Annotated in this window: 23 protein-coding genes and 1 pseudogene; 14 read left to right on the forward strand and 10 right to left on the reverse strand. The window is 61.6% G+C overall.

What is annotated here, in order from left to right; genetic code table 11:
* Positions 1-166: 166 nt before the first annotated feature.
* The 7 genes from ABIN98_RS14260 to ABIN98_RS14290 form a co-directional block, all read right to left on the reverse strand.
* Positions 167-2,038, reverse strand: coding sequence for an acyl-CoA synthetase (locus ABIN98_RS14260; RefSeq protein ID WP_346910957.1), 1,872 nt, complete (start codon positions 2,036-2,038; stop codon positions 167-169).
* Complete coding sequence (locus ABIN98_RS14265) at positions 2,035-3,015, reverse strand: branched-chain amino acid ABC transporter permease (RefSeq protein ID WP_346910959.1); 981 nt, start codon at positions 3,013-3,015, stop codon at positions 2,035-2,037. Before ABIN98_RS14265 ends, ABIN98_RS14260 begins: the two co-directional genes overlap by 4 nt.
* Position 3,016: 1 nt before the next feature.
* Positions 3,017-3,901: a branched-chain amino acid ABC transporter permease gene (locus tag ABIN98_RS14270; RefSeq protein WP_346910961.1), complete on the reverse strand. Its 885-nt coding sequence runs from the start codon at positions 3,899-3,901 to the stop codon at positions 3,017-3,019.
* A gap of 11 nt (positions 3,902-3,912) precedes the next feature.
* Positions 3,913-4,620 (reverse strand): ABC transporter ATP-binding protein, encoded by a 708-nt coding sequence (locus tag ABIN98_RS14275; protein ID WP_346910963.1) that lies wholly within the window; start codon positions 4,618-4,620, stop codon positions 3,913-3,915.
* Entirely contained in the window at positions 4,617-5,387 is a 771-nt protein-coding gene (locus ABIN98_RS14280) for an ABC transporter ATP-binding protein (protein ID WP_346910965.1), read from the reverse strand. The genes ABIN98_RS14275 and ABIN98_RS14280 overlap by 4 nt, the downstream gene beginning before the upstream one ends.
* A gap of 130 nt (positions 5,388-5,517) precedes the next feature.
* Positions 5,518-6,312 (reverse strand): enoyl-CoA hydratase-related protein, encoded by a 795-nt coding sequence (locus tag ABIN98_RS14285; RefSeq protein WP_346910967.1) that lies wholly within the window; start codon positions 6,310-6,312, stop codon positions 5,518-5,520.
* Positions 6,309-7,016, reverse strand: a complete 708-nt coding sequence (locus ABIN98_RS14290) for a TetR/AcrR family transcriptional regulator (protein WP_346910969.1) — start codon at positions 7,014-7,016, stop codon at positions 6,309-6,311. The genes ABIN98_RS14285 and ABIN98_RS14290 overlap by 4 nt, the downstream gene beginning before the upstream one ends.
* Positions 7,017-7,186: 170 nt before the next feature.
* On the opposite strand from ABIN98_RS14290, the gene ABIN98_RS14295 reads away from it, so the two are divergent.
* The 6 genes from ABIN98_RS14295 (at position 7,187) to ABIN98_RS14320 (ending at position 16,038) form a co-directional block, all read left to right on the forward strand.
* A complete protein-coding gene (locus ABIN98_RS14295; RefSeq protein WP_346910971.1) occupies positions 7,187-8,821 on the forward strand; it encodes a long-chain-fatty-acid--CoA ligase in 1,635 nt (544 codons plus the stop codon).
* 63 nt (positions 8,822-8,884) lie between these two features.
* Positions 8,885-10,066, forward strand: a complete 1,182-nt coding sequence (locus ABIN98_RS14300) for an acetyl-CoA C-acyltransferase (RefSeq protein ID WP_346910973.1) — start codon at positions 8,885-8,887, stop codon at positions 10,064-10,066.
* Complete coding sequence (locus ABIN98_RS14305; protein ID WP_346910975.1) at positions 10,066-12,354, forward strand: 3-hydroxyacyl-CoA dehydrogenase NAD-binding domain-containing protein; 2,289 nt, start codon at positions 10,066-10,068, stop codon at positions 12,352-12,354. The genes ABIN98_RS14300 and ABIN98_RS14305 overlap by 1 nt, the downstream gene beginning before the upstream one ends.
* 4 nt (positions 12,355-12,358) lie before the next feature.
* A complete protein-coding gene (locus ABIN98_RS14310; protein WP_346910977.1) occupies positions 12,359-14,134 on the forward strand; it encodes an acyl-CoA dehydrogenase family protein in 1,776 nt (591 codons plus the stop codon).
* Between the two features lie 57 nt (positions 14,135-14,191).
* Positions 14,192-15,412, forward strand: coding sequence for an ABC transporter substrate-binding protein (locus ABIN98_RS14315; protein ID WP_346910978.1), 1,221 nt, complete (start codon positions 14,192-14,194; stop codon positions 15,410-15,412).
* Positions 15,413-15,585: 173 nt separating this feature from the next.
* Entirely contained in the window at positions 15,586-16,038 is a 453-nt protein-coding gene (locus ABIN98_RS14320; protein ID WP_346910980.1) for a PaaI family thioesterase, read from the forward strand.
* A 22-nt stretch (positions 16,039-16,060) separates the two neighbouring features.
* On the opposite strand, the gene ABIN98_RS14325 is transcribed toward ABIN98_RS14320, so the two are convergent.
* From ABIN98_RS14325 to ABIN98_RS14335, 3 genes and pseudogenes are all read right to left on the reverse strand, one after another.
* Complete coding sequence (locus tag ABIN98_RS14325) at positions 16,061-16,261, reverse strand: hypothetical protein (protein ID WP_346910982.1); 201 nt, start codon at positions 16,259-16,261, stop codon at positions 16,061-16,063.
* A pseudogene (locus tag ABIN98_RS14330) lies at positions 16,258-16,486 on the reverse strand (type I pantothenate kinase); the annotation flags it as partial. The gene ABIN98_RS14325 and the pseudogene ABIN98_RS14330, both read right to left, overlap by 4 nt.
* A gap of 20 nt (positions 16,487-16,506) precedes the next feature.
* On the reverse strand, positions 16,507-17,739 hold the full coding sequence (locus tag ABIN98_RS14335; protein WP_346910983.1) for a CoA transferase: 1,233 nt from the start codon (positions 17,737-17,739) through the stop codon (positions 16,507-16,509).
* Between the two features lie 401 nt (positions 17,740-18,140).
* Between ABIN98_RS14335 and ABIN98_RS14340 the strand changes: the two genes are divergently transcribed.
* From ABIN98_RS14340 to ABIN98_RS14375, 8 genes are all read left to right on the forward strand, one after another.
* Entirely contained in the window at positions 18,141-19,352 is a 1,212-nt protein-coding gene (locus ABIN98_RS14340) for an ABC transporter substrate-binding protein (protein WP_346910985.1), read from the forward strand.
* 87 nt (positions 19,353-19,439) lie between these two features.
* Positions 19,440-20,189, forward strand: a complete 750-nt coding sequence (locus ABIN98_RS14345; RefSeq protein ID WP_346910987.1) for an SDR family NAD(P)-dependent oxidoreductase — start codon at positions 19,440-19,442, stop codon at positions 20,187-20,189.
* A 4-nt stretch (positions 20,190-20,193) separates the two neighbouring features.
* Complete coding sequence (locus ABIN98_RS14350) at positions 20,194-21,093, forward strand: NAD(P)-dependent oxidoreductase (protein ID WP_394701506.1); 900 nt, start codon at positions 20,194-20,196, stop codon at positions 21,091-21,093.
* Positions 21,090-22,001, forward strand: a complete 912-nt coding sequence (locus ABIN98_RS14355) for a branched-chain amino acid ABC transporter permease (protein ID WP_346910991.1) — start codon at positions 21,090-21,092, stop codon at positions 21,999-22,001. The genes ABIN98_RS14350 and ABIN98_RS14355 overlap by 4 nt, the downstream gene beginning before the upstream one ends.
* Entirely contained in the window at positions 21,994-22,983 is a 990-nt protein-coding gene (locus ABIN98_RS14360) for a branched-chain amino acid ABC transporter permease (protein WP_346910993.1), read from the forward strand. Before ABIN98_RS14355 ends, ABIN98_RS14360 begins: the two co-directional genes overlap by 8 nt.
* Positions 22,980-23,756, forward strand: a complete 777-nt coding sequence (locus tag ABIN98_RS14365) for an ABC transporter ATP-binding protein (RefSeq protein WP_346910995.1) — start codon at positions 22,980-22,982, stop codon at positions 23,754-23,756. The genes ABIN98_RS14360 and ABIN98_RS14365 overlap by 4 nt, the downstream gene beginning before the upstream one ends.
* The gene (locus ABIN98_RS14370) at positions 23,749-24,486 is read left to right on the forward strand and encodes an ABC transporter ATP-binding protein (protein WP_346910997.1); all 738 of its coding nucleotides are present in this window, start codon (positions 23,749-23,751) and stop codon (positions 24,484-24,486) included. Before ABIN98_RS14365 ends, ABIN98_RS14370 begins: the two co-directional genes overlap by 8 nt.
* 30 nt (positions 24,487-24,516) lie before the next feature.
* Positions 24,517-25,347 carry an N-acyl homoserine lactonase family protein gene (locus ABIN98_RS14375; protein ID WP_346910999.1) on the forward strand — a complete coding sequence of 277 codons (831 nt, stop codon included), beginning with the start codon at positions 24,517-24,519 and terminating at the stop codon, positions 25,345-25,347.
* The last annotated feature ends 40 nt before the right edge of the window (positions 25,348-25,387 follow it).

Below are 25,387 nucleotides of genomic sequence, written 5' to 3' on the forward strand. Positions count from 1 at the left end.
GTTTGTGACAGCGGTCGAGGAAGCGAACATGACCGGGCCCCCGAAAGGAGGCCAAAGGCCGACCCAGCGGGACAAAAAAACAGAAAATCCTGACCACGAAAACAAATTCAAAATAACCCGGCTCCATGCCGGGTTTTGGCGTTTGAGGAAGACAAAGTAATGCCGCTCAGGGATCGCTGGTTTCCACTAAGCGAGTATCCAGCGGGAGTCGTTTCAGTTCGGAGCACAGCCGTTGCCAGGCATCGTCATCTTCGGCGAGGTCGCGAGGCCGGGTGATGCACAAGGTGACGGAGCCGGCCGTGGTGAGTGTCGCCTCGATTCCGGCATCCATATTCTCCTGGCGGCACAGGGATTCAATGACATGTCGGGCGGCTTCGGCCCGTAAAGCGGGCTTGAAAATCTTGCCCACGGCCGTGGTCGGCAATTCTTTCAAGGTTAGAACGTGGGCCGGGGCCGCCGGCCGTTCGGCAACCCGTTGCCGCGCCCAATCTATCAAGTCGTTTTCGTCCACTTTTGCTCCGGGACGCAGGGTGACGAAAGCCATCGGCAGTTCGCCCGCATAGGCGTCCGGGCAGCCGACCGCGGCGGCAAGCAGCACATCCGGATGGCTTTCCAGGGCCTCTTCGATCACCGCCGGTTCGATATTGTGGCCACCGCGAATGATCACGTCCTTGCTGCGCCCGGCGAGCCAGACATAACCTTCGCTATCCATGCGGGCGAGATCCCCGGTGATCAGCCAGCCATCATCCGTAAAAAGCTCTGCATTGCGTTTCGGGTCGGTGTAGCCGGGCCCGACATTCGGGCCCCGAAGGACGAGAGCCCCGGCTTCACCCGGAGCGCAGTCGCGCGCGATATGCAAGCCGTCCAGGACGACGGTTTTGAGATCCTGATAGGGGAAGCGCAGGCCAACGGAGCCAATGCGTTGTTCTCCGCGTGCCGGATTCATTGTCGACAGGGCGGTTGCTTCCGAGAGGCCGTAGGCTTCCAGTATTCTGACCCCTGTTGCGGCTTCCACCCGGCGGAACATTTCGACGGACATCGGGGCACCACCGCATAGAGCAAAACGCAGGGTGCTGATTTTGGCAGAGCCGATCGGAACGTCCATCAGGGCGGACAGGACGGTCGGGACGACACCCATGATCGTGCCCCCGACGGCCTCCACTATGTCCCAGAAACGGCCGAGCATGTCTCGATCCCGATAGCCCAGCGGCGACAGGAGTACCATTTCGGCGCCCGCCATCAGTGACGCCAGGCCGGTCATGATTACGGCGTTGACATGAAACATCGGCAGGCCGACCAGGATCACATCGTCAGGGCTCAGTTCCGCGGCGACGGTACAGCCCCAGGCGTCGAAAATTTCATTGCCATGGGAATGGCGTGCGAACTTTGGAAGCCCGGTGGTACCGCCGGTGTGAAAATAGGCGCATACGGCATCAGGATCGCGAGCAAGCGGAAAGTCCAGCGCATCTTCCCTCAGTCCATCGATAAGGGGGGCCAGGCCCGGGACCGGTTCGATGATCAGAAGCTCCGGCGGTGTTTCGAGGCGCTCAAGGGCCCGCTTTGCAGCGGGCAAGGTGCCGCCGCCCTTCCCGTCATCATAGGCGACCAGTATCCGGCTGTTCGCGGCCTGCAACAGATGCGCGACATGCTCATCGGCCAGAATTGGATTGATGGCGTTGACGGCACCGGCGGCCTGGGCCGCCCAGATCACCGCCTGGGTTTCCGGCAGGTTGGGCAGCATGTAGGATACCGGCCGATCGACGGAGACGCCGGCCGCGTGAAAGCGGTTGGCCAGCTGCGTGACCGTCGTGGCCAGCTTCCTGAAGGACCACGAGACGGTTCGCCCGTTCGGATCGCCGTCAATCAGGAGCCGGATGGCGGTCCGGTCCTCGAAGCGGGCGGCGGCATCGGAAAGGACGTCATAGGTCGACCGGTAGCCGTAGCGCTCGTCCAGCGGAACACGTTCGATCGCCTTGATATCGGCGATCCCCGCAATACCGCGCGGCTGGTCCGGAGCAAGGGTCGGCCGATCGCTCACGACGCACCCCTGACCCGGTTGACGACTTTGATGAAGACGCCGGCGACGCCTTCGCGGAAGAGGAGAACGCAGGCCATGAAGGTGATGCCCTGGATAATCGTGACCCAGGCGCCGAACGAGGCTAGGTAATGCTGCATAACGATCACGATCAGGGCGCCGAGGGCCGGGCCCCATACCGTGGCCACGCCGCCGAGAAGGGCCATCAGCACGACTTCCCCGGAAAGATGCCAGGTGATGTCGCTCAAGGTGGCGATCCGGAAGACAAAGACCTTGGTCGCGCCGGCCATGCCGCTCAGTGCGGCGGAGAGGACAAATGCGATCAGCTTGTGGCGATCGATGTCGTAGCCGAGCGATGTGGCCCGCGGTTCATTGTCCCGAATGGCCTTGAGCACCTGACCGAAGGGGGAATGAACCACCCGATCGATGATCAGCATTCCGCCGACGGCAATTATGGCGATGACCGCATAGAGGACCCTATCGTTCTCCAGATCGATCAGACCGAACAGCAGTCCCCGCGGGATCGACTGAATGCCATCTTCGCCGTGGGTGAAGGGGGCCTGCAAGGCGAAGAAATAGACCATCTGGCTGAGCGCCAGTGTGATCATGGCGAAGTAGATGCCCTGACGGCGAATGGCGAGAAGGCCGAAGACCAGGCCCAGAGCCGCGCCACCGGCGGTGCCCAGGAGGACGGACACTTCGAACGGAAGTCCCCAGACCTTTGCGGAGTGCCCGGCGATATAGGCGGCCATGCCGAAAAAGGCCGCATGGCCGAAGGACAACAGGCCGCCGAAACCGAGCATCAGGTTGAACGCGCAGGCAAACAGCATGAACAGCAGCGCGTTCATCAGGAACACGGGATAGAGGATGAACGGCGCCGCGGCGAGCACCGCGCAGGCGACGATCAGAAGCGCCAGTTTGGCAGTGCTGGTCGTGGGCGGTGTGGCGCCGAGCGCGGGAGCGGATGCATTCGGGCTCATGTTATGCCTTTCCGAACAGACCGGCCGGTTTCATCAGCAAAACCAGGGCCATGACCACGAAGATGACGGTGGTGGACGCTTCCGGGTAGAACACCTTGGTCAGGCCTTCGACTACGCCGAGCAGGAAGCCGGTGAAGATCGCGCCGCCAATTGATCCCATGCCGCCGATGACGACGACGGCGAAGACCACGATCATGAGATCCGCGCCCATGGTCGGTTTGACCTGATAGATCGGGGCGGCCAGCACGCCGGCGAGGCCGGCGAGGCCGACGCCGAAGCCGTAGGTGAGGGTCACCATCCGCGGGACATTGACGCCGAATGTCTGCAGAAGAGGAGCGTTTTCGGTCGCCGCCCGCAGATAGGACCCGAGACGGGTGCGTTCGAGCAGGAACCAGGTGAGCAGACAGACGACGATCGAGGCAACCACCACCCAGCCGCGATAGATCGGCAGAAACATCAGGCCGAGGTTCTGGACACCCGTAAGTTCGGCAGGAATCGGATAGGGATGTGCCGTGGAGCCGAAAAACTCTCGAAACAGGCCTTCAAGCACCAGCGCCAGGCCGAATGTGAACAGCAGGCTGTACAGGTGGTCGAGCTCGTACAGCCGACGGATAAACAGGACTTCGATGGCGATCCCGAGCGCGCCAACGACGATCGGCGCGACGATCAACGCTCCCCAGTAGCCGATGCCGGAATACTGCAGGATGAGCCAGGCCACGAAGGCCCCGATCATGTAGAGGGCGCCGTGGGCAAAGTTGATGATCCGCAACAGCCCGAATATCAGCGCCAAGCCGAGGCTGAGCATGGCATAGAAGGCGCCGTTGATCAGGCCGAGCATCACCTGACCGAAGAACGCCTGCGGTGGAATACCGATGAGTTCGAACATGGTTCTCTCCGTCAGACGCCGAGGAGCTGTTGAATGTGGGATTGGCGGGAAGTGACTTCGGCAGCCGTCAGGCTGTCGATGACCTGGCCGTGTTCCACGACATAGTGACGGTCTGCCACGGTGGAGGCGAAGCGGAAGTTCTGTTCCACCAGAAGGATCGTATAGCCCCGATCCCGCAGTTTCGAGATGATCTCGCCGATCTGCTGGACGATGACCGGAGCGAGGCCCTCCGTCGGTTCATCGAGCAGCAACAGGCGCGCGCCTGTCCGCAAGATGCGCGCGATGGCCAGCATCTGCTGTTCGCCGCCGGACAGATTGGTTCCCTTGCTTCGGGCCCGCTCGCGCAGACGGGGAAACAGCTCGAGAACCTGTTCCGTCGTCAGGCCGCCGGACCGGATGACCGGTGGTAGCAGCAGATTTTCCATCACGGACAGGCCGCCATAAATTCCCCGCTCCTCCGGGCAGTAGCCAAGGCCGAGCCGGCCGATGTGATGCGGCGCAAGGCTGATCGTTTCGGAGCCCTCGAAATCGATTGAACCCGATCGTTTTGAGAGCAGCCCGGTGATGGCCTTCATGGTCGATGTCTTGCCCGCACCGTTGCGGCCGAGCAGCGTAACGACTTCGCCTTCGTTCACATCGAAGGCCATGCCGAACAGAACCTGTGTGTCGCCGTAACCGCCGGTGAGGTTACGGACGGACAGGAGAGGAGAAGATGTCATGATGTGCCCTGGTCCCCCGTCCCGAGATAGGCTTCGATCACGCGCTGATCGGAAGACACCTGCTGATAGGACCCTTCGGCCAGCAGCGCCCCGTGCTGGAGGACGGTGATGTGGTCCGACAGTTCGGAAACCACGTTGAGATTGTGTTCCACCATCAGCACCGTCCTTCCGTCCGCGACGCGGCGGATCAGCTTTGCGATGCGGTCGATGTCTTCGCCGCCCATGCCGGCCATGGGTTCGTCCAGGAGCAGAACCTTCGGATCGAGGGCCAGTGTCGTTGCGAATTCCAGGGCGCGTTTGCGGCCATAGGACAGGGAACCAGCGGTCTCTTGGGCAAACTCGGCGAGCCCGACATCCTCGAGAAGCTCCAGGGCCCGTTCGTTCAGGACGTTCAAGACGCTCTGGTGGCGCCAGAACTGGGTCGACCACCCCTTGGTCCGCTGCAGCGCGACCCGCACATTTTCAAGAACGGAGAGATGCGGAAACACGGCCGAGATCTGGAAGGACCGGACCATGCCCATGCGGGCAATACGCGCGGGAGACAGGCGTGTGATATCCTGACCATCGTACAGGATCTGTCCGGCCGTCGGCTGATGGAACTTGGTGATCAGATTGAAACACGTGCTCTTGCCGGCGCCATTCGGGCCGATCAGAGCATGGATGGTTCCCCGCCGCACCTGAAGGTCCAGGTGATGCACGGCGATGAAGCCGCCGAATGACTTGGTCAATCCGCGCGTCTCAATGACGACGTCGTTTAGCTGCGACAAAGATCCCTCCCTGATCCAGTCTCACCGTTCAGCGCGATTTTTTTGTCAGTCGCTGACGGGTCGCAAATTTTCTGTCGCAGACAATAACTAAACGATCGGTAAGTTGTCTATAGGCTTCGATCGAATTTGGTCAGTGGCCGAATTTCGGCTTGCGCCGTTCGCGGAAGGCCGCGACCCCTTCTTCGAAATCGGCGGAGCGGGAAACGTCGGCAAAACAGGCGGCTTCGGCGTCAAGGTGCGGATCAAGCGGGGTGTTCCAGGCCGCTCTGAGAAGCTTCTTTGTCCTGTGTTGTGCGGAGCGCGGCCCGGCGGCCAGCCTGGCTGCCAGGGCTTCGGCTTCGGCAAGGGCTTCGCCTTTTGGGCACATTTTGTTGAGAAGGCCCCAGTCCAGGGCAGTTTGGGCGTCGAAGCGGTCCTGCAACAGCGCGATGCCAAAGGCGCGTTTCGATCCGAGGAGGCGCGTGAGCATCCACGTGGCACCACCGTCCGGTGAGGCGCCGATCCCGAGATGTGCCAGCATGAACGATGCATCGTTCGCAGCGACGGCAAGATCGCAGGCCATCATCAGGCTCAGGCCATATCCCACGCACGGCCCCTCGACGGCGGCAATCACCGGCTGGGGCAGAGCATGCAGAGCCCGAATGGCATTGCTGGCCTTGTCGATCAATCGCCTGGCCTGATCCGTGCGCTTGTCTCCTTCCCGGGATAGGAGGGTGTCGAACATGGAAATGTCGCCTCCTGCCATGAAGGCACTGCCGGCGCCGGTGATGACGACGGCGCGAATGGCAGGATCCTGCGCGATGTCTTGGAGCGCATCGGTCAGAGCTTTGGTTACGGTCTCGTCAAGCGCATTCCGGCGATCCGGGCGGTTGATCGTCAGGACGATATAGCCCGGTTTTCGCTCGATCAGCAGTGAGTCAGTCATGAGTCAGGCGTGGTCGGATCGGAGGGAAGCGCGAAGGGTGTGAGTTGCGGCTGAGAGATATCCGTCGGGAGGCTGGAGACCGGGTTTGAGGCCAGGCTTCGCGCGAGGATGGCGCTGATCCCGTCGGCGATCTGGTAGGCGTTCCAGGAGCCGCCGGGCTGATACCACTTGGTGACCCAGTTCATGGCGCCGACCACGACGAAGGTGGCGGCTTTCGTATCGCAGGGGATGATCGACCCGTCATCGACGCCGCTCTGAATCAATTCCCTGAGCCCGTATTCAAGTTTGCGCCGGCGGTCGATGACTTCCTTTGCGTGATCTTCGCGAAGCGCATCGTCCTCCAGAAGGATCAGGCAGGCGGTTGGCGAAGCGCAGATGGCGCTCAGGTAGTGATAAACAAGCAGTCGCAGGCGCTCGATTCCGGTGCGGCCTTCCTCGATTGCCTGTGCCGTCGCCTTGTCGGCGGCATCAAGCGAGATCATGTGCAGTTGGTAGAGCAGGTCCTGCTTGTTGGGGACGTGATGATAGAGCGCTGCCTTGGTAACCCCGAGGCGCGTGGCGAGATCCTGGATGGACGTGCCGTGAAATCCGCGATCGTTGAAAAGACGGGCCGCCGTTTCCAGAAGGTCCTTTCTGTTGATCCCCTTTGACCGGCCATTCGCTTTGGGTCGGCCGATCGGTCTTTTATTTTGAGTGGTGCTCACGCAGCGTCTCCCAATCAGTGGTGGTGCGAATAGTAGAGTGGAATGGCAATCGGCGCAACAAAACTAAACGATCGTTAAATTTATCTGGACATCTAAACGATCGTTCAATAACTTCCTCCGAAGATCGCCGGAAAGCGGACAGAGCGCTGAACTGGGAGGAGACGCCGCTTATGACGAACGGATTGATGATGGCGTCACAGCTGACTGTGACTTCGATCCTGCGCCACGCACAGAAATTCCATCCGCATGCGGAAATCGTGTCGCGGTTGGCCTCCAATGAAATCCACCGCTACACCTATGCCGATTTCGGCAGGCGTGTGCATCAGCTTGCGAATGCGCTGGTGGACATGGGCGTGCGTCCGGGCGACCGGGTGGCCACGTTGGCATGGAACGGCTATCGTCATATGGAGATCTATTACGCGGTCTCCTGCCTTGGTGCGATCTGCCACACCATCAATCCGCGCCTTTTCCAGGAACAGCTCAGCTACATCGCAAATCACGCCGAAGACACGCATCTTTTCTTTGACCTGCATTTTGCCAAACTGGTCGAAGGCCTCGCGGGTGATTTGAAGACCGTGCGCGGCTATGTGGCCTTGTGTGAAGCCGATGAGCTGCCGGATGTCGAGCTCCCGAACCTGACGGCTTATGAAACGCTCATTGCCGACAAGTCCGACCGGTTCGACTGGCCCGAACTGGACGAGTGGACCGCAAGTGCCCTGTGTTACACCTCGGGCACGACCGGCAATCCCAAGGGCGTGCTCTATAATCACCGGTCCACCGTCATTCACGCGTTGAGCGTCAGCGGCGGGGACTGGCTGGCCATTCGGGCACGGGATGCCATTCTCCCGGTTGTTCCGATGTTCCATGCCAATGCCTGGGGCATTCCCTATGCCGGCCTGATGAACGGTGCCAAGCTGGTCCTGCCCGGGCACGCCATGGATGGCCGCAGCCTTGCCGAGCTGGTTATCGGCGAAGGCGTGACGCTGATGGCCGGCGTGCCGACGGTCTGGCTCGAATTGCTGCGGCATCTGCGCGAAACCGGGCAGCGGCTCGACAGGGTCGAGCGGATGATGGTGGGCGGTTCCGCCGCGCCTTACGCGATGATCAAGGCCTTCGAGGAAGATCACGATGTTCGCGTCGTTCACGGTTGGGGCATGACCGAACTCAGTCCCGTCGGAACGCTCGGTGCTTTGAAGGGGAACGAAGTCACGCTGCCCGCGGAAGAGCGCTACAAGATCCAGTCCCTGCAGGGCCGCCCGCTTTATGGCGTGGAGCTTCGCATCGTGGATGCGGAGGGTAAGGCCTTGCCGCATGACGGGGTGTCGTCGGGGATCCTGCAGGTCCGCGGGCCCTGGGTTGCCAGCGGATATTACAAGGGCGATGCGCCCGAGCAATTCACCGAGGACGGCTGGTTCTCGACCGGCGATCTCGCCGCCCTCGATGAAGAAGGGCATTTGCGGATCACGGACAGGACCAAGGATGTCATCAAGTCCGGCGGCGAATGGATCAGTTCCATCGATATTGAAAACGTGGCGGTCGGACACCCGAAAGTCGCCGAGGTCGCCTGCATTGCCGTGCCTCACAGCAAATGGGGCGAACGGCCGATGATCTGCGTCGTGCCGCAGGACGGCGAAGAGGTCGATCCGGCCGAAGTGCTCGCGATGTACGACGGCAAGGTCGCGAAATGGTGGATCCCCGATCACGTCGAAGTGGTTGAGAGCCTGCCCCACACAGCGACCGGAAAACTCTCAAAGCTGACCCTGCGGGAGCGTTTCGCCGACTTCCGGCTGCCGACAGACCAATAGGGCAGGCGCCGCACAGGCGCCGGTTCCAAAACTTTCAAATATGACATCGACAGGAGTTTACTGATGCGATCCGCGGTGATTGTTGCCACTGCCCGTACGCCCATTGGCAAGGCTTTTCGAGGAGCCTTTAACGATACGCATTCCGCGACGATGGGTGGGCATGCCATTCAACATGCGGTCGAACGGGCCGGCGTCGAAGGCGGCGAAATCGAGGATGTCCTCCTGGGTTGCGCCCAGCCCGAAGGCGCCAATGGCGGCAATATCGCCCGTCAGGCAGCACTCCGTGCCGGCATTCCGGTCGATGCGGCAGCCGCCACCGTAAACCGCTTCTGCTCTTCCGGCCTGGAGGCGCTGGCGCTCGGGGCACACCGCGTCATTGTCGACCAGGCTCCGATCGTCGTCGCCGGTGGCGTTGAAAGCGTGTCTCTGGTCGCGCCTCATCTCAACATGAAACATTTCCACGATCCCTGGCTGAAGGAACACCGGCCGGACATCTGGATTCCGATGATCGACACGGCTGAGAATGTCGCCGAACGCTATGGCGTCAGTCGGGAGGCGCAGGACGAATATGCGCTTTCCAGCCAGCAGCGGACCGCCGCCGGGCAGGCTGCGGGTGCCTTCGATGACGAGATCGTGCCGATTACGGTGACGAAGATCGTCACCGACAAGGCAACGGGCGAGAGTCACCACGAGGAAGTGACCCTTGCCGCCGACGAGGGAAACCGCCCGTCGACGACGCTTGAAAGCCTCGCAGGCCTTAACCCGGCTGTCGAACACGGCAAGACCATCACGGCCGGCAACGCCAGCCAGCTGTCCGATGGCGCCTCGGCTTGTGTCCTGATGGAGGAGGTCGAAGCCTCCCGCCGCGGATTGACGCCCCTTGGCCGGTTTGCCGGTTACGCGGTTGCCGGGTGTGAGCCGGATGAAATGGGCATCGGTCCGGTGTTCGCGGTTCCGCGCCTGCTTCAGCGTCACGGCCTGACGGTGGATGACATCGATCTTTGGGAACTGAACGAGGCTTTTGCTTCGCAGACCGTGTACTGCCGCGATCGTCTGGGCATTCCGCAAGAGCGGCTCAACGTTGACGGTGGCGCGATTTCCATCGGCCATCCCTTCGGCATGAGCGGATCGCGCATGACGGGCCATGCGTTGGTCGAGGGTCGTCGCCGCGGCGCGAAATGGGCCGTCGTCACCATGTGCATCGGTGGCGGCATGGGGGCTGCCGGCCTGTTCGAGGTGCTGTGATGGGGGATGTGATCCGTTCCGTTGCAGTGATCGGTGCCGGGGTGATGGGCGCAGGCATCGCGGCGCATTGCGCCAATGCCGGCATCCGCACGCTGCTTCTCGATATTGTCCCCGAAGGAGCTGAAGAGCGCAACGCGCTGGCCCTCAAGGCAATCGAGCGCCTGAAAACGGCGCGTCCGGCAGCCTTCGCCGCTCCGGAAGCTGCCGGGTTGGTGATCCCGGGAAACACGGAAGACAACCTCGCGGACGCGGGGGCCTGCGATCTGGTGATCGAGGCGGTGATCGAGGATCTCGCGATCAAGCGCGACCTGTATCGTCGTCTCGCCGAAGTCCGGTCGCCGCACACGGTGATCTCGTCCAATACGTCGACCCTGCCGTTGGCGGAATTGACCGCCGAATTGCCTGAAGACGCCAGGCGGCATTTCATGGTCACACATTTCTTCAATCCGCCGCGGTACATGCGGTTGGTGGAAGTGGTCGCCGGCCCCGAGACGGATCCCGAGGCGGCTCTGCGGGTTCAAGCCTTTTGCGAGCGCTTCTTAGGCAAACGCGCCGTTGTCTGCCGCGACCGGCCGGGTTTCATCGCCAACCGGCTGGGAACCTACTGGATGGTCGCCGCCGCTAATGGTGCCGTGGACCGGGGGATATCCGTAGAGGATGCGGATGCCTGCCTCGGCAAACCTTTCGGTATTCCGCCCACGGGCATTTTCGGCCTGCTCGATCTGGTCGGCATCGATCTGATGGGCAAGGCGACGAAGTCCATGTACTCCGCTCTTGCCGAGACCGATCCGTTCCAGAAGATCGGCGACGACACCAGACTGTTCGACGACATGACCGTTAAGGGCCTGCTCGGCCGCAAGAGCGGCGGCGGCTTTTACCGTCAGGTCAAGGGAGCGAATGGAGAAAAGCTCCGTGAGGTCCTTGATCTCAGGACAATGGCCTACCGTTCGGCGCAACGTCCCGATGCGGCCGCGGCCACGGTGACAGACCCGGCGGCTGCGGGCCCGCTTGCCGACTACGCCTGGACCGTGATGGCGCGAACGCTCGCCTATGCCTGCACACTGGTGCCGGACGTGACCGACAGCCCTGCCGAAGTCGATGCGGCCATGACCCTCGGCTATGCGTGGCGCGAGGGACCGTTCGCCCTGATCGACCGCCTGGGGCCGGACCGGATCATTGCCGCCCTAAAGTCGGCGGGCGAACCGGTTCCCGACTTTCTGCAGGCCATTGCCGATGTGGGCGGGGTCTATTGGGAAGGCAACGAACTCCGTCCCGACGGCGCGCAGGTGCCAATTCAACGGCCGGCCGGCGTCGTCTATGCCGCCGATTTTGCCGTTCTTCGGGAAAACGGCTCCGCGATCCTGCGGGACATGGGCGACGGTATCGGTCTGTTCGTATTCCGCACCAAGATGAACACGTTCGACAAGGATCTGCTGGATCTTCTGCGCGAAACCATCGATCAGCCACCCGCGCAGATCAAGGCATTGGTGATCGGCAACGATGCGCCGAATTTTTCCGCCGGCGCGGATCTGAAGACCGCCCTGTCGCAGGCCGAAAAGGGCGAATGGGACGGTCTCATCGGGTCCGTTCAGCGCGGCCAGGAAGCTTTTCTCGCCATGAAATACGGTTCGTTGCCGGTGATTGGGGCCTGCACCGGCCTCAGCCTCGGCGGCGGGTGCGAGATCCTGATGCATTGTCACGCTGTCCAGGCGCATCTGGAAACGCATATCGGCCTCGTCGAAGCCAATGTCGGATTGATCCCCGCCTGGGGCGGCACGACGCAGACACTGGTGCGCAAGCTTGGCGAGACCGGAGATTTCGCGCAGGCGGCTGTCGCGGCTTTCAGACTGATCGCGCCGGCGACACTGGCCGCTTCCGCAGCCATCGGCCGAAATCTGGGCTACCTGCCCGCAGACGTCGGTATTTCGATGAACCGGGATCAGCTGCTTGCAGATGCCAAGGCAAGGGCGCTGGCTCTCGCGACCGAAGCCGGCCGATCGGCCGCCGCCCCCCTGATCTTCCGCTTTGATGTGACAGAAGTGCGCGCCGCTCTGTCAACGGCACTGGAAAGTTTCGCCGAGGCCAATCCCGACACGCCATGGTCCGTGGCCATTGCCCGGGAACTCGCCTGGGTCCTGGTCGGGGGGGATACCTGTGGAGAAGCGTCTCTTTCCGAGGCGGACTTCCATGGTCTGGAACGCTCCGCGTTCCGGCGCCTGTGCGGCGACAGCCGGACCCGTGACCGCATGCGCCACACGCTCGAAACCGGCAAGCCGTTGAGGAACTGACCCGATGCTGACTTACGAGTTTCCGGCAAGTGAATTGCGCTACCTGATGACCGATGTCTTCGACCTGGAGACGGTGCTCTGCGAGCTCGGCCACGACGATCTCGACTGCGATACCTTCTTTTCGGTGGCCGAAACATTCGGTTCCTTTGCCCGGGAAACGTTGCTGCCGCTCAACGCGGTCGGCGACCGGGAAGGTGCCGCTTTTGAAAACGGCCGGGTGCGCGCGGCTCCCGGTTTTGCGGAGGCCTACCAGGCCTTCTGCCAGGACGGGTGGAACGGCCTTGCCTGCGACCCCGACTACGGCGGACAGGGACTGCCGAACCTGCTTCATGCGGCGATCCGCGAATCCATGGCCGGCACGAACCTGTCCTTCAGTCTGCTTCATGAGCTGAACTTCGGGGTCTACAAGGCACTGAAGGCGCATGGGAGCGAGGCGCTGAAGTCCGAATATCTGCCGAAAATTATCGACGGCAGCTGGACCGGAACCATGTGCCTGACCGAACCCCATTGCGGCACCGACCTGGGTCTGGTGCGCACGCGGGCACGGGCTGAGGAAGACGGCACCTGGCGGATTTCCGGCACCAAAATCTTTATCACCTGGGGCGATCACGACCTGTCGGACAACATTGTCCATCTGGTGCTCGCCCGCACGGCCGGCGCGCCCGCGGGGCATCGCGGTCTCAGTCTGTTCGTCGTGCCGGGTATTCTCCCGGCTGATGGCAAATTCCCGGGGCGGCGCAATACCGTTCAGCCGGTCGGGATCGAGGAGAAGATGGGTATCCATGGCTCCCCGACCTGCATGCTCGCCTTTGACGATGCTGTCGGCTGGTTGGTCGGGGAAGAGACCAAAGGGCTTGCGCATATGTTCACCATGATGAACGCGGCGCGGCTTTCGATTGGTCTTCAGGGCACCGGGATCGCGGAAGTCGCGCTGCAGAGTGCGTCCGCCTACGCCGGGGAGCGCCGTCAGGGGCGCGCGCCGGCAGGTGTCGCGGAGCCCGACAGCATTGCCGACCCGCTCACGGTTCATCCTGATATCCGCCGGCGGTTGCTGGAGATGCGGGCCATGACCGAGGCCGGTCGGGCGATGACCTATCAGGTTGGCCTGTTGCTGGACGTCAGTCAGAGCCACAAAGATCCGGCGAAGCGTGCAAAGGCCGCAGAAAGGCTTTCGGTTCTGACGCCGATCCTCAAGTCGGCCCTGTCCGATATCGGCTTCGAGGTCGCCAATGGTGCCGTTCAGATTTACGGCGGGCATGGTTATATCGCCGAACAGGGCATCGAACAGCTGATGCGGGATGTCCGTATTGCGTCGATCTACGAGGGCACCAATGCTGTCCAGGCACGCGATCTGGTCAGCCGCAAACTGGCCATGGCCGGTTCGTCGGTTGATGCCCTGGTTGAGGAGCTGGCGGTAGAGACGGCTCTTCTCGCCGAACATCCGGAATTCGGCGGTTTCGGCGTTCGTCTCGATGAGGCGGTCCAAGGCCTGAAGCGCTGCACCAGTTGGATGAAAACCAATCTGACGGAGGATCCGGAAGCGGCCCTTGCAGGCGCTTGCGACTATCTCAACCTGTTTGCGCTTGCGCTGTTTGGCGGCCTGTGGGGCCGCATGGTCCGGGCCGCCGCGATCGCGGATGTCGAACCGGAATTCCGGGACGCGAAATACGCGGCCGCGACAGTCTTTTTCAATCGAATCCTGCCTCGTACCGCAGCCCTGGAGGTTGCGGTGAAGGCCGGCCCGGTGCCCGGTGTGCCGGAGGTTGAGCGGGCGGCCTGAGGCGTCCCGCCAATCGGACAATGTCCAACGAGCAATTGATAAGTGGAGGAAATGTCGATGCGTAACATAAGAGGAATGGCAACCGGTCTGGCCGGATTGCTGGCTATGTCCGCAAGCAATGCAATGGCGGCGGATCTGTCCGACGACGTGGTCAGGATCGGTGTCCTGAACGACATGTCCGGCGTCTATGCGGCTGCTTCGGGCAAGGAAACCGTCGATGCGGTCCAGATGGCCGTGGAGGACTTCGGCGGCAAGGTCGACGGCAAGCCTGTGGAAGTGGTGTTCGCAGATCACCAGAACAAGCCGGACGTAGGCGTTGCCATTGCCAACAAGTGGTATGACGAGGAAGCCGTCGACGTCATCGTCGATGTGCCGGGCTCTTCCATCGCGCTGGCGATCCAGGACATCGCCAAGTCCAAGGGCAAGGTGTTCATCGCCGGTGGTGCGGCATCCGCCGACCTGACCGGCAAGGCCTGCTCGCCGACGGGCGTTCACTACATCTACGACACCTATTCTCTCGCCAAGGGCGCGGCGGACGCAGCGGTCAACACCCTCGGCAAGACCGCCTATTTCATCACGGTCGACTACACCTTCGGTCACCAGCTTCAGGGCGCGGTCGAACATTTCATGAAAGCTGCCGGCGGAGAAAGCCTCGGTTCGGTGAAGCATCCGCTCGGCACCGCCGACTTCTCGTCCTATATCCTGCAGGCCCAGGCCTCCGGCGCCGAGGTGGTGGCATTGGCGAATGCCGCCGGCGACACGGCCAATGCAATCAAGACCGCGCGCGAGTTCGGCCTGACGGCGGGCGGTCAGAAACTGATGGCACTCCTGATGATGGCCCCGGACATCAAGGGCATCGGCCTGGAGCAAGCACAGGATCTCGTCCTCGTCTCGCCGTTCTTCTGGAGCCGTACGCCGGAAAGCACCGCCTGGTCACGCCGTTTCCACGAGCGGACCGGCAAGATGCCGTCCATGAGCCAGGCCGGCGCCTATTCCTATACCATGCACTACCTCAAGGCGATCGAGGCGGCCGGATCGGACGACGGCAAGACCGTGGTCGACCAGATGAAGGCCATGCCTGTCGACGACTGGTTTGCCAAGGGTACGATCCGCGAAGACGGCCGCATGGTGCACGACATGTACCTCGTCCAGATCAAGAAGCCGGAAGAATCCACCGAGGAGTGGGACTTCTTCAAACTGCTGAAGGTTATCCCGGGAGAAGAGATCTTCCGGCCGATGGACAAGGGCGGTTGCGAATTCGTTCAGGCCGCAAAGTAACCCGACAAGCTTTCGCCGTCCCGCGTTGAGTGGGGCGGCGATAAAGGAATGTCCTCCCAAACCGGACATGCCTGGAGCCGGAGCGTCTTTTCGAAGGCGTTCCGGTTTTTTTGGATAGGCGTCCGGCGGGGCCGGACGGCACATCGATCAGGATGGTTTTTCAGGATTCGAGCATGACTTCGGACAACACGGATCGCGCGTTTCTCGCCGAGGTTCTGGCGCATGGAAAGACGGACGTCGAGGTGACGTCCGGCCCGTTGGCCCGAGCGCTGGGCACGACCATTGTCTCCGCGGTGCCGCGCAGGGTCCGGCTCCGTTTCGCGCTGGATGAGGGTCACACCCAGGGGGCCGGCGTGATCCACGGCGGCACGCTGACCACCGCCCTGGATTTCGGGATGGCATTCTCGGTCCTGACCGAACTGGACGAAGGCATGTCCGCGGTGAGCGTGAACCTGAACGTCAACTTCATGAAGGCCGTTCTGCCGCAGACGGTTTACGTCGACGCGATCGCCGAATCCGTTGGCCGCCGTATTGCCTTTGCCAATGCACGCATGACGACAGAAAGCGGTATTCTGGTCGCTTCCGGGACGTCATCTCTGGTTGTCCAGGAGTTCAGGCGCGCTTAAGCGGCCGCCTGGAGGACAGGTTCTAGCCCTGACCATCCATCAACACGCGGATCAGCTCTGCCTGACGCTTGACGTCGGTCTTTTCGAAGATGCGCATCAGATGGGTCTTCGCCGTATTGATGGAGATACCGTACCGTGCAGCTGCGGCCGCACGGCCGTCGCCCTTCAGCATCTCCAGAGCATGAACAGCTTCCGCACAGGTTAGACTGCCGAATACACTCACAGTTTCCGATGCAGCACTCCCTCGACCAGATGGTTGGTTCCTTTTTTCAGGATTAGGTCAGCGTGAGGGCGAGCCGGCTGGATGTTTTTCCCTAAGGTTCCTCAGGTTGATATTGGACAAGAGGTTTTCCGTGCGCTCCAGGGCCGCCTTGTCGGAGGGTTCCGCATGGCGGTGGAATGAGGATTTCGGATCGCGGAACGCGGTCTGCCGCAGGTGCAGGAAACGGGGGCGTCATGAACTGCCGGTCACCCTGTGACCGGCTCCGGCTTGCTCACTTTGGCCCAAAGCGAGGCCTCCTGATCTGCAGTGACTGCAGCGCCATCGTCAAGGAAAGACCGGATCTGCGTATCGTCATACCCAATTCCCTTGAGCAGCGCGCTGGTTTGTTCGCCGAGCAGCGGCGGGGAGCCGGCTGCGCGAACCTGCGTGACATTATAGGACAGCGGAAAATCGGGCGCTTCGAAGCCATACTCGGCGAAGGTGAATTCTGAATATTTTCTGGGCTCCTGCGCCTGCGGCGCGTCAAGCACGCGGTCCAGGGACAGGACTTCCGTGAAGCCGACGCCCTCGGCAGAGAGTTTCTTCGCAAGGCCGTCGTAGTCGAGGGACCGGACTGCCGTACCGACGATTTCTTCCACCTGAGGTCTCTGACGACGTCTCTGGCGCAGGGTCGCGAGTTCATCCGAGGCTTCGATCGGGACGGCCCTGCAGAATTTCCGCCAGTGCTCGTCCGTCAGCATGACCAGATAGATCCACCGGCCGTCCCGGGTCTCGTAGGCCCCGTAGCCGGGAATGCTGAATTCGGGGGAGGGCTCCTGTTCCGGCCGGCCGAGCAGTTGCGACTTCAGCTGCACCCCGACCAGATCCCGGGCCGCGATATGCAAACCGGTTTCGTAGAGGCCGAATTCGATATGACGCTCCGGCGTTCCTTCCGGCGCCATCAGGGCGGCCAGGATGCCGATCACGGCATAACAGCCGGCGAACTGGTCGTGGTAGGATGGCCCGAGGCGCGAAGGACGGCCGTCGATCCGGTTGGAGTACATCACGCCGGTGGCTGCCTCCGCGATCGGATTCGAAGCGACCTCTTCCGCGAGCGGTCCTTCTCCATAGCCCTTGATGTGGCAGTAGACGATCGACGGGTTGATCGCCATGCAGTTTTCATAGGTTACGCCAAGCTTTCGTGCGGCACCGGGAGACAGGTTGTGCAGGACAATGTCGGCCTTCTCAACCAGAGTGCGGAAGATCTCCCGGCCACCATCCGTCTGCAAGTCGAGGCAGATGCTTTGCTTGCCCCGGTTATAGGCAATGTAGGTGCCGCTTGGCCCCCCCCGCACGAGTTTCCGGGTCGTCTCTCCCGCCGGAGGCTCGATCTTGATGACCGTTGCTCCCAGCTGATTGAGGATATGGGTCGCAAAGGGGGCTGCGATCATGCTGCCCAGTTCCAGGACCGTTTTGTTGGCGAGAATTCCGGTGTGCATTGAACCTCCTCATTGATGCGCACTTCGAGACGGCCTGCCGGTATCCGTAGGCCTTCATTCGAAGGAAATTCGTACATAATGCAAAAAATAATATATGAAAACCATGTAAGAGGCAACGGTTGGCGGTTGGTCATTCCTTAGTGCCGCTTGGGGGCGGGCGATTATTTTGGCGTGGCCAAGCAAATTTTTTAAGGCATAAATATATGAAAATATTCATTAAATTACGTATTTTTCATGTTTTTTGTCTTTGTCTCAAAAACGAGGCCTTCTCTACGACTGGGCGCTCGGTGGGCTAAAATCTTAAAATAAAATATAATGCATTATGCATTTAGGGTTGACGGCAAGAATGCTGCTTCATAAGCTGAAATCAGAAAGAATGGTTTCAAATGGGAGGAAACAATATGAAACCGGACTTGAGCAGGCGGATTCTGTCCGCCGCAACGATGGCGCTCATGCTTGGAGCTGTTGCACCGGCCGCAGCCGATGGCGTCGGAATTGACGAGGAAAACAAGGTTGTCACCGTCGGGGCCTTTACCCCGGTGACCGGCCCGGTTCCCTTCTATTCCATCCTTACCCACGCCGCCGATGCCTTTTACAAGAACCTCAATGAAAATGGCGGGATAGACGGCTGGAAGGTCAACTATGTCACGTTGGACGATGGCTACGACCCGGCCCGCAGCGTTTCCGTGACCCGTCAGCTGGTGGACGATGAGGGCATTTTCGCGCTTTCGGCAGCAGTGGGCACGGCAACGAACGTGGCCGTCATTCCTTATGCCAAGGAAGTTGGCCTGCCGATGATCGGTCCGATCGGAGGCGCGAGCGCCTTCTTCGTCGAGCCGAACGTCTTTCCGCTGTTGCCGGATTACGGCTGGTCGGCCGCCTCCAACGTGGACTTTGCGGTCAATGATCTTGGGCTGAAGAAGATTGCGCTTCTGTGGGAAAACGACGAGCTCGGCAAGTCGGCCAAGCGCGGTTTCGACACCTATATGAGCCATATCGGCATGGAGCCGGCTGAATCGGTTCCCTTCGACGTCAAGACGACCAACTTCAGCGCTCATATCCGTCGCGTGGCGAATTCGGGTGCCGAGGCCGTGATCCTGTTCGGCTCCAACGCCAACCTGGCAGCCGCTTTGAAGGCTGCTGATCTCCAGGGGCTGCAGGTCAAGTGGTTTGCACCGTTCTTTGCCGCCGATCCCTCGACCTACAAGCTTGCCGGAAATCTGCTGAACGGCACGTATTTCTCGTCCTGGCTGGTGCCGGTTTCGAGCACCGACCCGAATGTGGTTGCCTATCAGTCCTCCATCCTCAAATACTATCCGGATGATCCGGTCGGTGTGTTCGGGCTGAACGGCTGGAGCAATGCGGCGCTGTTCGCCACCGGTTTCGAGGCGCTTCTGAAAAGTGGCAAGCCTCTGACCCGGGAGAACCTGCAGGCGGCGCTCGAAACGTTGAAGGATGCTTCCGTTGGTGGGGCCAAGGGCATCACGTTCAAGCCCGGCGATCACCGCGGGACCCGTCAGGAAGGGATCATTCAGGCAAGCAACGGGAAGTTCGTCCTGGTTCGCCAGTTCAAGCCCTATCCTGAATCGGTGTTTGACGCGAAGGCCGATTGAGCCCGCTGAAAACCGGATCTCCCGGCCCCACCGCCGGGAGATCCAATCTGTCTTGGACTTACGACCTCGTATAATTGGGAGAAGGGAATGACCAGTATTCCGGTCAGCGCTCCGGCGCGGCTTGATGGTAAAGTGGCACTTGTGACGGGTGCAGCGGGCGGTATCGGCAAGGCGACCTCGCTTGCCCTGGCAGAAGCCGGCGCCACGGTGATTGCGACCGATATCGTCGACACCGTCGATTTCGAAAATGCGAATGTGATTTACCGCCGCTACGACGTCACCTCGCGCGAGGAAAGCAAGGCGACCGTTTCCTGGATCCTGGACAACCACAAGCAGATCGATGCCCTGGTGCTATGCGCCGGCACGATTTCCCATCGCCCGCTGACGGAATCGACGGACGAGGAATGGCAGTCGATCCTGGCCGTCAACCTGATGGGTGTCGTCAATCCGGTCCGTGAAATCTATCCGGTCATGGAGGGGCAGGGTTACGGCAAGATGGTCGCGCTCGGGTCCATTGCCGCGAAGATCGGTGGCGTTGCGTCCGGACCGTCCTATGTCGCCGCCAAGTCCGCTGTCCACGGCCTGATGAAATGGGTCGCGAAAGCAGGCGCAGGCAAGGGCGTCTTTGCCAGCATCGTTGCCCCCGGTCCGGTCGAAACGCCCATGTGGGAAACCGTCACGCAACGGGCCGCGCCGTCGGCAAACGGCAATGTGCCGCTCGGCCGCTTCGGCCAGCCGGAAGACATCGCCCAGGCCATTCTTTTTCTTTGTTCTCCCGCGTCGAACTGGATCACCGGAACCGTGCTCGACGTGAACGGCGGCATGTTGATGGACTGAAATGATGCAGGGCGCAGAAACTATCGGATTTATCGGGCTGGGCGTCATGGGCGGCCCCATGTGCCGCAACATGGCAACCAAGCACGCGGGCCGTGTTCTGGCGTTCGACCTGTCGGCCGAAGCGCTTGCAGCCCTTGGCGATACCAAGGTTGAGCCGGTTGCTTCCATCGAGGATCTGGCCGAACGGGCCGACGTCATTTTCCTGGCCCTCCCGGGCGGGCCGCAGGTCGAGGCGGTCGTGGGCGGTGCCATTGCCGCGCAGGCGCGGCAGGGCGCTGTAGTCGTCGACCTCTCGACCACGCCTGTCTCTGTTGCCCGCAAGGTCGCGGCGATGCTTGCCGAAAAGGGGATCGACTTTGCGGATGCCCCTGTCGCGCGGACCAGAGAAGCCGCACAGCGCGGCGAATTGAGCATCATGGTCGGCGCCCCGGACGTGGTGTTCGGCAGGATCAAGCCGATGCTCGACTATATCGCGACCGACATTACCCATGGCGGCGATGTCGGGGCCGGACAGGTGATGAAGCTCGTCAACAACATGCTGGTCTTTGAGAACACCGTCACGCTGGCCGAGATGATGGTGCTTGGCGAACGGGCCGGCGTCGATCCGGAGAAATTGCTGGATGCGGTCTCCAAAGGCTCGGGCGACAGTTTCGTTCTGCGCAATCACGGGCGCAAGGCCATGCTGCCGCGCGTCTTTCCCGACAAGTCGTTCCCGCCGGAATACGTGCTCAAGGACATCGGCTACGTGTTCGAGCTGGCGGGTGAAACCGGCGTTCCCCTGAAGGCTGCGGAGACGGTTCGGCGTTACTACGAAGCCGCTGTCGAGAACGGTCTTGGCGGGCAGTATTTTCCGGGCGTCATTCGCCTGGTTGAAGACGGCACAATGACTGAGGACGACACATGAGCGGTTTCATCGACAGTCTTTCAGGCATAGCGCTCGACCTGTTTCCCTTGATCTGGTCGGGTATCATCACCGGCTGTCTCTATGCGCTCGGCGCGCTCGGGCTGGTGATGATCTTCAAATGCTCGAAGGTCGTGAATTTCTCGCACGGCAATGTCGCGGGTTTCGCTGCGTTCCTGATCTACGGCTTTTCCAGCGGTATGATTTTCCAGCTCTCCTGGGGAGCCGCGGTGCTGCTGGCGATCGTCGCGGTGGTCGCCATCGCCTTCCTAAGTTATGCGGTGATCTCGCCGCTTGTCTTTGAATCCGATCTGACGGCGACGATCGCGACGCTGGGGATCGGCCTGGTGGTCCAGGGTGCCACGCTTCTGATCTTCGGTGCGGATATCGTCGCGCTCGACCTGCCGGTGCCGCGCTTCAGCACCTCGATCCTCGGACTTCGGATCACCGGCTACGACCTGACGGTGTTGACCGTCGCCGTCGTCACCATCGGTGGCCTGTTTTTCATCATCGATCACACCAAGCTTGGCATTGCCTTCAGGGCGATCTCGTCCAATGCCTTCGCAGCCGAAGTCTGCGGCCTGAACCTGCGCTCGGTGCATATTTTCGCCTGGGTGGTCGCGGCCATTCTAGGGGTCATCGGTGCGCTTCTGATCGTCCCGACGACCTTCCTGAGCGCGACGACGGTTGCCGCCTTCATGCTGCAGGCCTTCGCTGCGGCCGTCGTCGGCGGCTTTGCCAGTCTGCCCGGAAGCCTGATCGGCGGCATCCTGATCGGCATCTTCATGAACCTGTTCACATTCTATGTGTCGCCGGAGTTCAGCAGCACCTTCCTGCTCGGCGTGATCCTTCTGGCGCTCAACATCTTCCCGAACGGAGTGCTGGCGAAAGTGGGAGGGACACGTGTCTGAGAACACAAGCGTTCTATCCGCGCCCAAGTCGGTTTCGGCCGGTGGCCTGCCTTTCCTGTCTGCTCGTGTCGGGATGGTGCTTCTTGTCGGCGTGCTTTTCCTGCTGCCCTTTGTCCTGAAGGGCTCGTGGGTCTTCACGCTGGGCGTCTGTTTTGCAAACAGCATCGGTGTGCTGGCGGTCAGCGTCCTGGTCCGTTACGGCGGTGAAGTGTCGATCGGACACGGTTTCTTTGCGGCAATCGGCGCTTATGCCGTTGCGATCCTGGAAACCCGCATCGGGCTGCCGCTCTATGCCAGCCTGCCCGTTGCGCTGGTCCTCGGGGTGGCGTTCGGCGTCTTCTTCGCCTGGCCGTCGCGAAACCTGTCCGGCATCTATCTAGCAGTCTCGACGATGGCGCTGGCGCTTGCGCTGCCGGAACTGATCAACAACGCCGACGCATGGACCGGCGGCTACGAGGGGCTTTATGTTTCCAAGGGGATCATTCCGGGTCTGAAGATGTCCCTGCAGCGCTACTATGTTGCCCTCGTGCTTCTGATCGCCGTGGCCTATGTACTGGCGCGCCTGCGCCACTCGCGTCAGGGCCTGGTCCTGCTTCTCGCCCGAACCCATCCGGCCGCAGCGGACGCCTTCGGCACGCGCCGGGTCTGGGCACGGGTCGCGGTGATGGGGATCAGCTGCGGGATTGCGGCGGTCTATGGCGCGGCCCTTGCCTTTGCAAGCTCGACAGTCTCGCCGAGCGGGTTCACCTTGTGGTCCTCGATTTTCCTACTGGTGGGTTCGGTGGTCAGCTTCTACGGCCTCACCCTGCCGCGCGCCCTGATCGGCGGCGTTTTCCTGACACTGATCCCGCTGTTCCTGTCCGGATCCGGGGCCTGGATCCCGGTGCTTTACGGTCTTGCCCTGCTGGGTGTGATCCTGATCGGTCACTACGCTCCGAAGATCAGTGAACTCCTGCACGGCCGGTCGAAGGAAACGTCATGAACGCACAGACCTCAAATCTCCAGGGCCAGGGCATTTCCCTCTCCTTCGGCGGCATCCAGGTGCTCAAGGGTCTGGATCTGGAATTCCGGGCCGGGGAAATCACCGGGCTGATCGGTCCGAACGGGGCGGGCAAGACGAGCCTGTTCAACTGCCTGACCGGTGCCTATCGCCCGCAAAAGGGGTCGATCACCTATGCAGGCGCTCCGCTGGACGGACTTCCGCCCGCAGCGAGAGCCAAGCGAGGGGTCGTGCGCAGCTTTCAGACGGTCGCGCTCTGCCCCGACCTGACGGTGGTCGAAAACGTCATGATCGGGCTTTCCCGGAACTATCACGCCGGCTGGCTGAACGCGTTCCTACCTCTACCGAAAGGCCGCAGGGAACTTGCCGAAATGCGGTCGGCCGCGGAGGGGGCGCTGGCGGAACTGGGGCTGGCCAATGTCGGCGATCTTTTTCCGGAGCAACTGCCTCCGGGAATGCTCAGGCTGGTCGAGATCGCGCGGGCGATCGTCGGTAAACCATCGGTCCTGCTGCTGGATGAACCGGCCGCCGGCCTCAACAACTCGGAAACCCGGGATCTGACCAGAACCCTGCGGGAGATTGCATCGCCGGACCTCGTGATGGTGGTGGTCGAGCATGACATGGATCTGGTCATGTCGATCTGCGACCGGATCTATGTCCTGAATTTCGGTGAGTTCGTGACCTGCGGACGGCCGGATGAGGTCAGGCAGGATCCCGATGTCATCCGCATCTACCTGGGGAGCGAAGATGACTAGTCTTCTATCCGTCCGAAACCTGTCCGTCTTCTACGGCGCCAAGTCGCAAGCGGTCGAAAAGGTGTCTTTCGAAGTCGATACCGGCGCGGTGGTCGCGTTGCTCGGGGCCAACGGTGCCGGCAAGTCGTCGATCATGAAGGCCGTTTCCGGGCTCGTGCCGGGCCGGGGCGAGGTCCACTTCGACGGCGAACCGATCCAGACCCTGTCCACCCGCGAAAGGGTCCGGCGGGGGATCGTTTATGTTCCGGAAGGGCGGGAGGTCGTCGGCGACCTGAGTGTGCGGGAAAACCTCGTCCTTGGGGGGTACCAGATACCGGCCGCCACGCGCCGGTCCAGGATCGACATGGTTCTGGATCTGTTTCCGGAAATCGCGAACAAGGCGGATGGGGCCGCGTGGCGCCTGAGCGGTGGCGAGCAGCAGATGCTTGCCATCGGGCGGGGGCTGATGGCGGGTCCGCGTCTTCTGCTGTTGGACGAGCCGTCGCTGGGTCTTGCCCCCCTTCTGGTGCGCCGGGTGTTCGAACGGCTGGAGGCGATCCGCAAGGAAACCCGCCTGGCCATCGTGCTTGTGGAACAGAACCTGCGGGTAACGATGCGCCTGAGCGACGAGATCCATTTCCTGCGGGGCGGACGGATCGTCGGACGGCGCCGGGCGGAGGAACTCAAGGAGGAGGCCGCGCGCCAGGAGGTGATCGACGCCTATCTCGGTGCAGGCGCCGCGGCCGAATGACGTGCGATAGAGATTTGAGGACGACACAGAGTGACCGGTAAATCAGACGTGCCCGCCCAGTATGAAATCTATGCCATCCGCTATGGGATCAATCCGCGCCGGACCCGCGGGCAGAACTTCATTCTCGATGCGAGGCCGGACGAGCCGCTGACGCTGGATTTCTATTCCTGGGTCCTGATCCGGCGGGGCGAGGTCATCGTCGTTGATACGGGCATGAATCCCGCTTTCGCGGAAAAGCACGGTCATGACATGCTCATGAGCCCGATCGAGGCCTTGAAGGCGTTGGGCGTCCGACCGGATGCGGTCGAGACCGTGATCCTCACCCATGCCCACTACGACCATCTCGGTCATCTCGATGCCTTTCCGAATGCCCGGTTCTTCATGCAGGCCGAGGAAATGAATTACGTCACCGGACCCTACATGGAGAAACGCTGGTTCCGCCGGGCCTATGAGCCTGACGAGATCACCCAGCTTGTTCGCCTGCTTCACGACGGACGACTGGAACTGCATGGCCGCGATCGGGAGATTGCGGACGGTGTGACGGTTCACTGGGTCGGCGGACACTGTGCCGGTCAGGAAATCGTTCGGGTCCGCACCGCGCGGGGCTGGGTGGTCCTGGCCTCCGATGCCCTGCATTACTATGAGGAATACGAGCGTGGCGTGCCCTTTGCGGTGGCCTTCAACCTGTCGGACATGATCACGGCCCATGACCGGATCAGGGAACTCGCCGACAGTGACGACCATGTCGTTCCCGCGCACGATCCCCGCGTTGCCGGGATTTACCCTCCGGCAAGCCAGGAGCTGGACGGGAAGGTCGTCAGGGTCGATCTCGCGCCGGTCAAGTCGATGGATAGCCGATGATGAAAGATTGCATTGTGCAATATTTTCAAGTTTATATCGG

It is taken from the genome of uncultured Roseibium sp., assembly GCF_963675095.2.
GTDB lineage: Bacteria > Pseudomonadota > Alphaproteobacteria > Rhizobiales > Stappiaceae > Roseibium.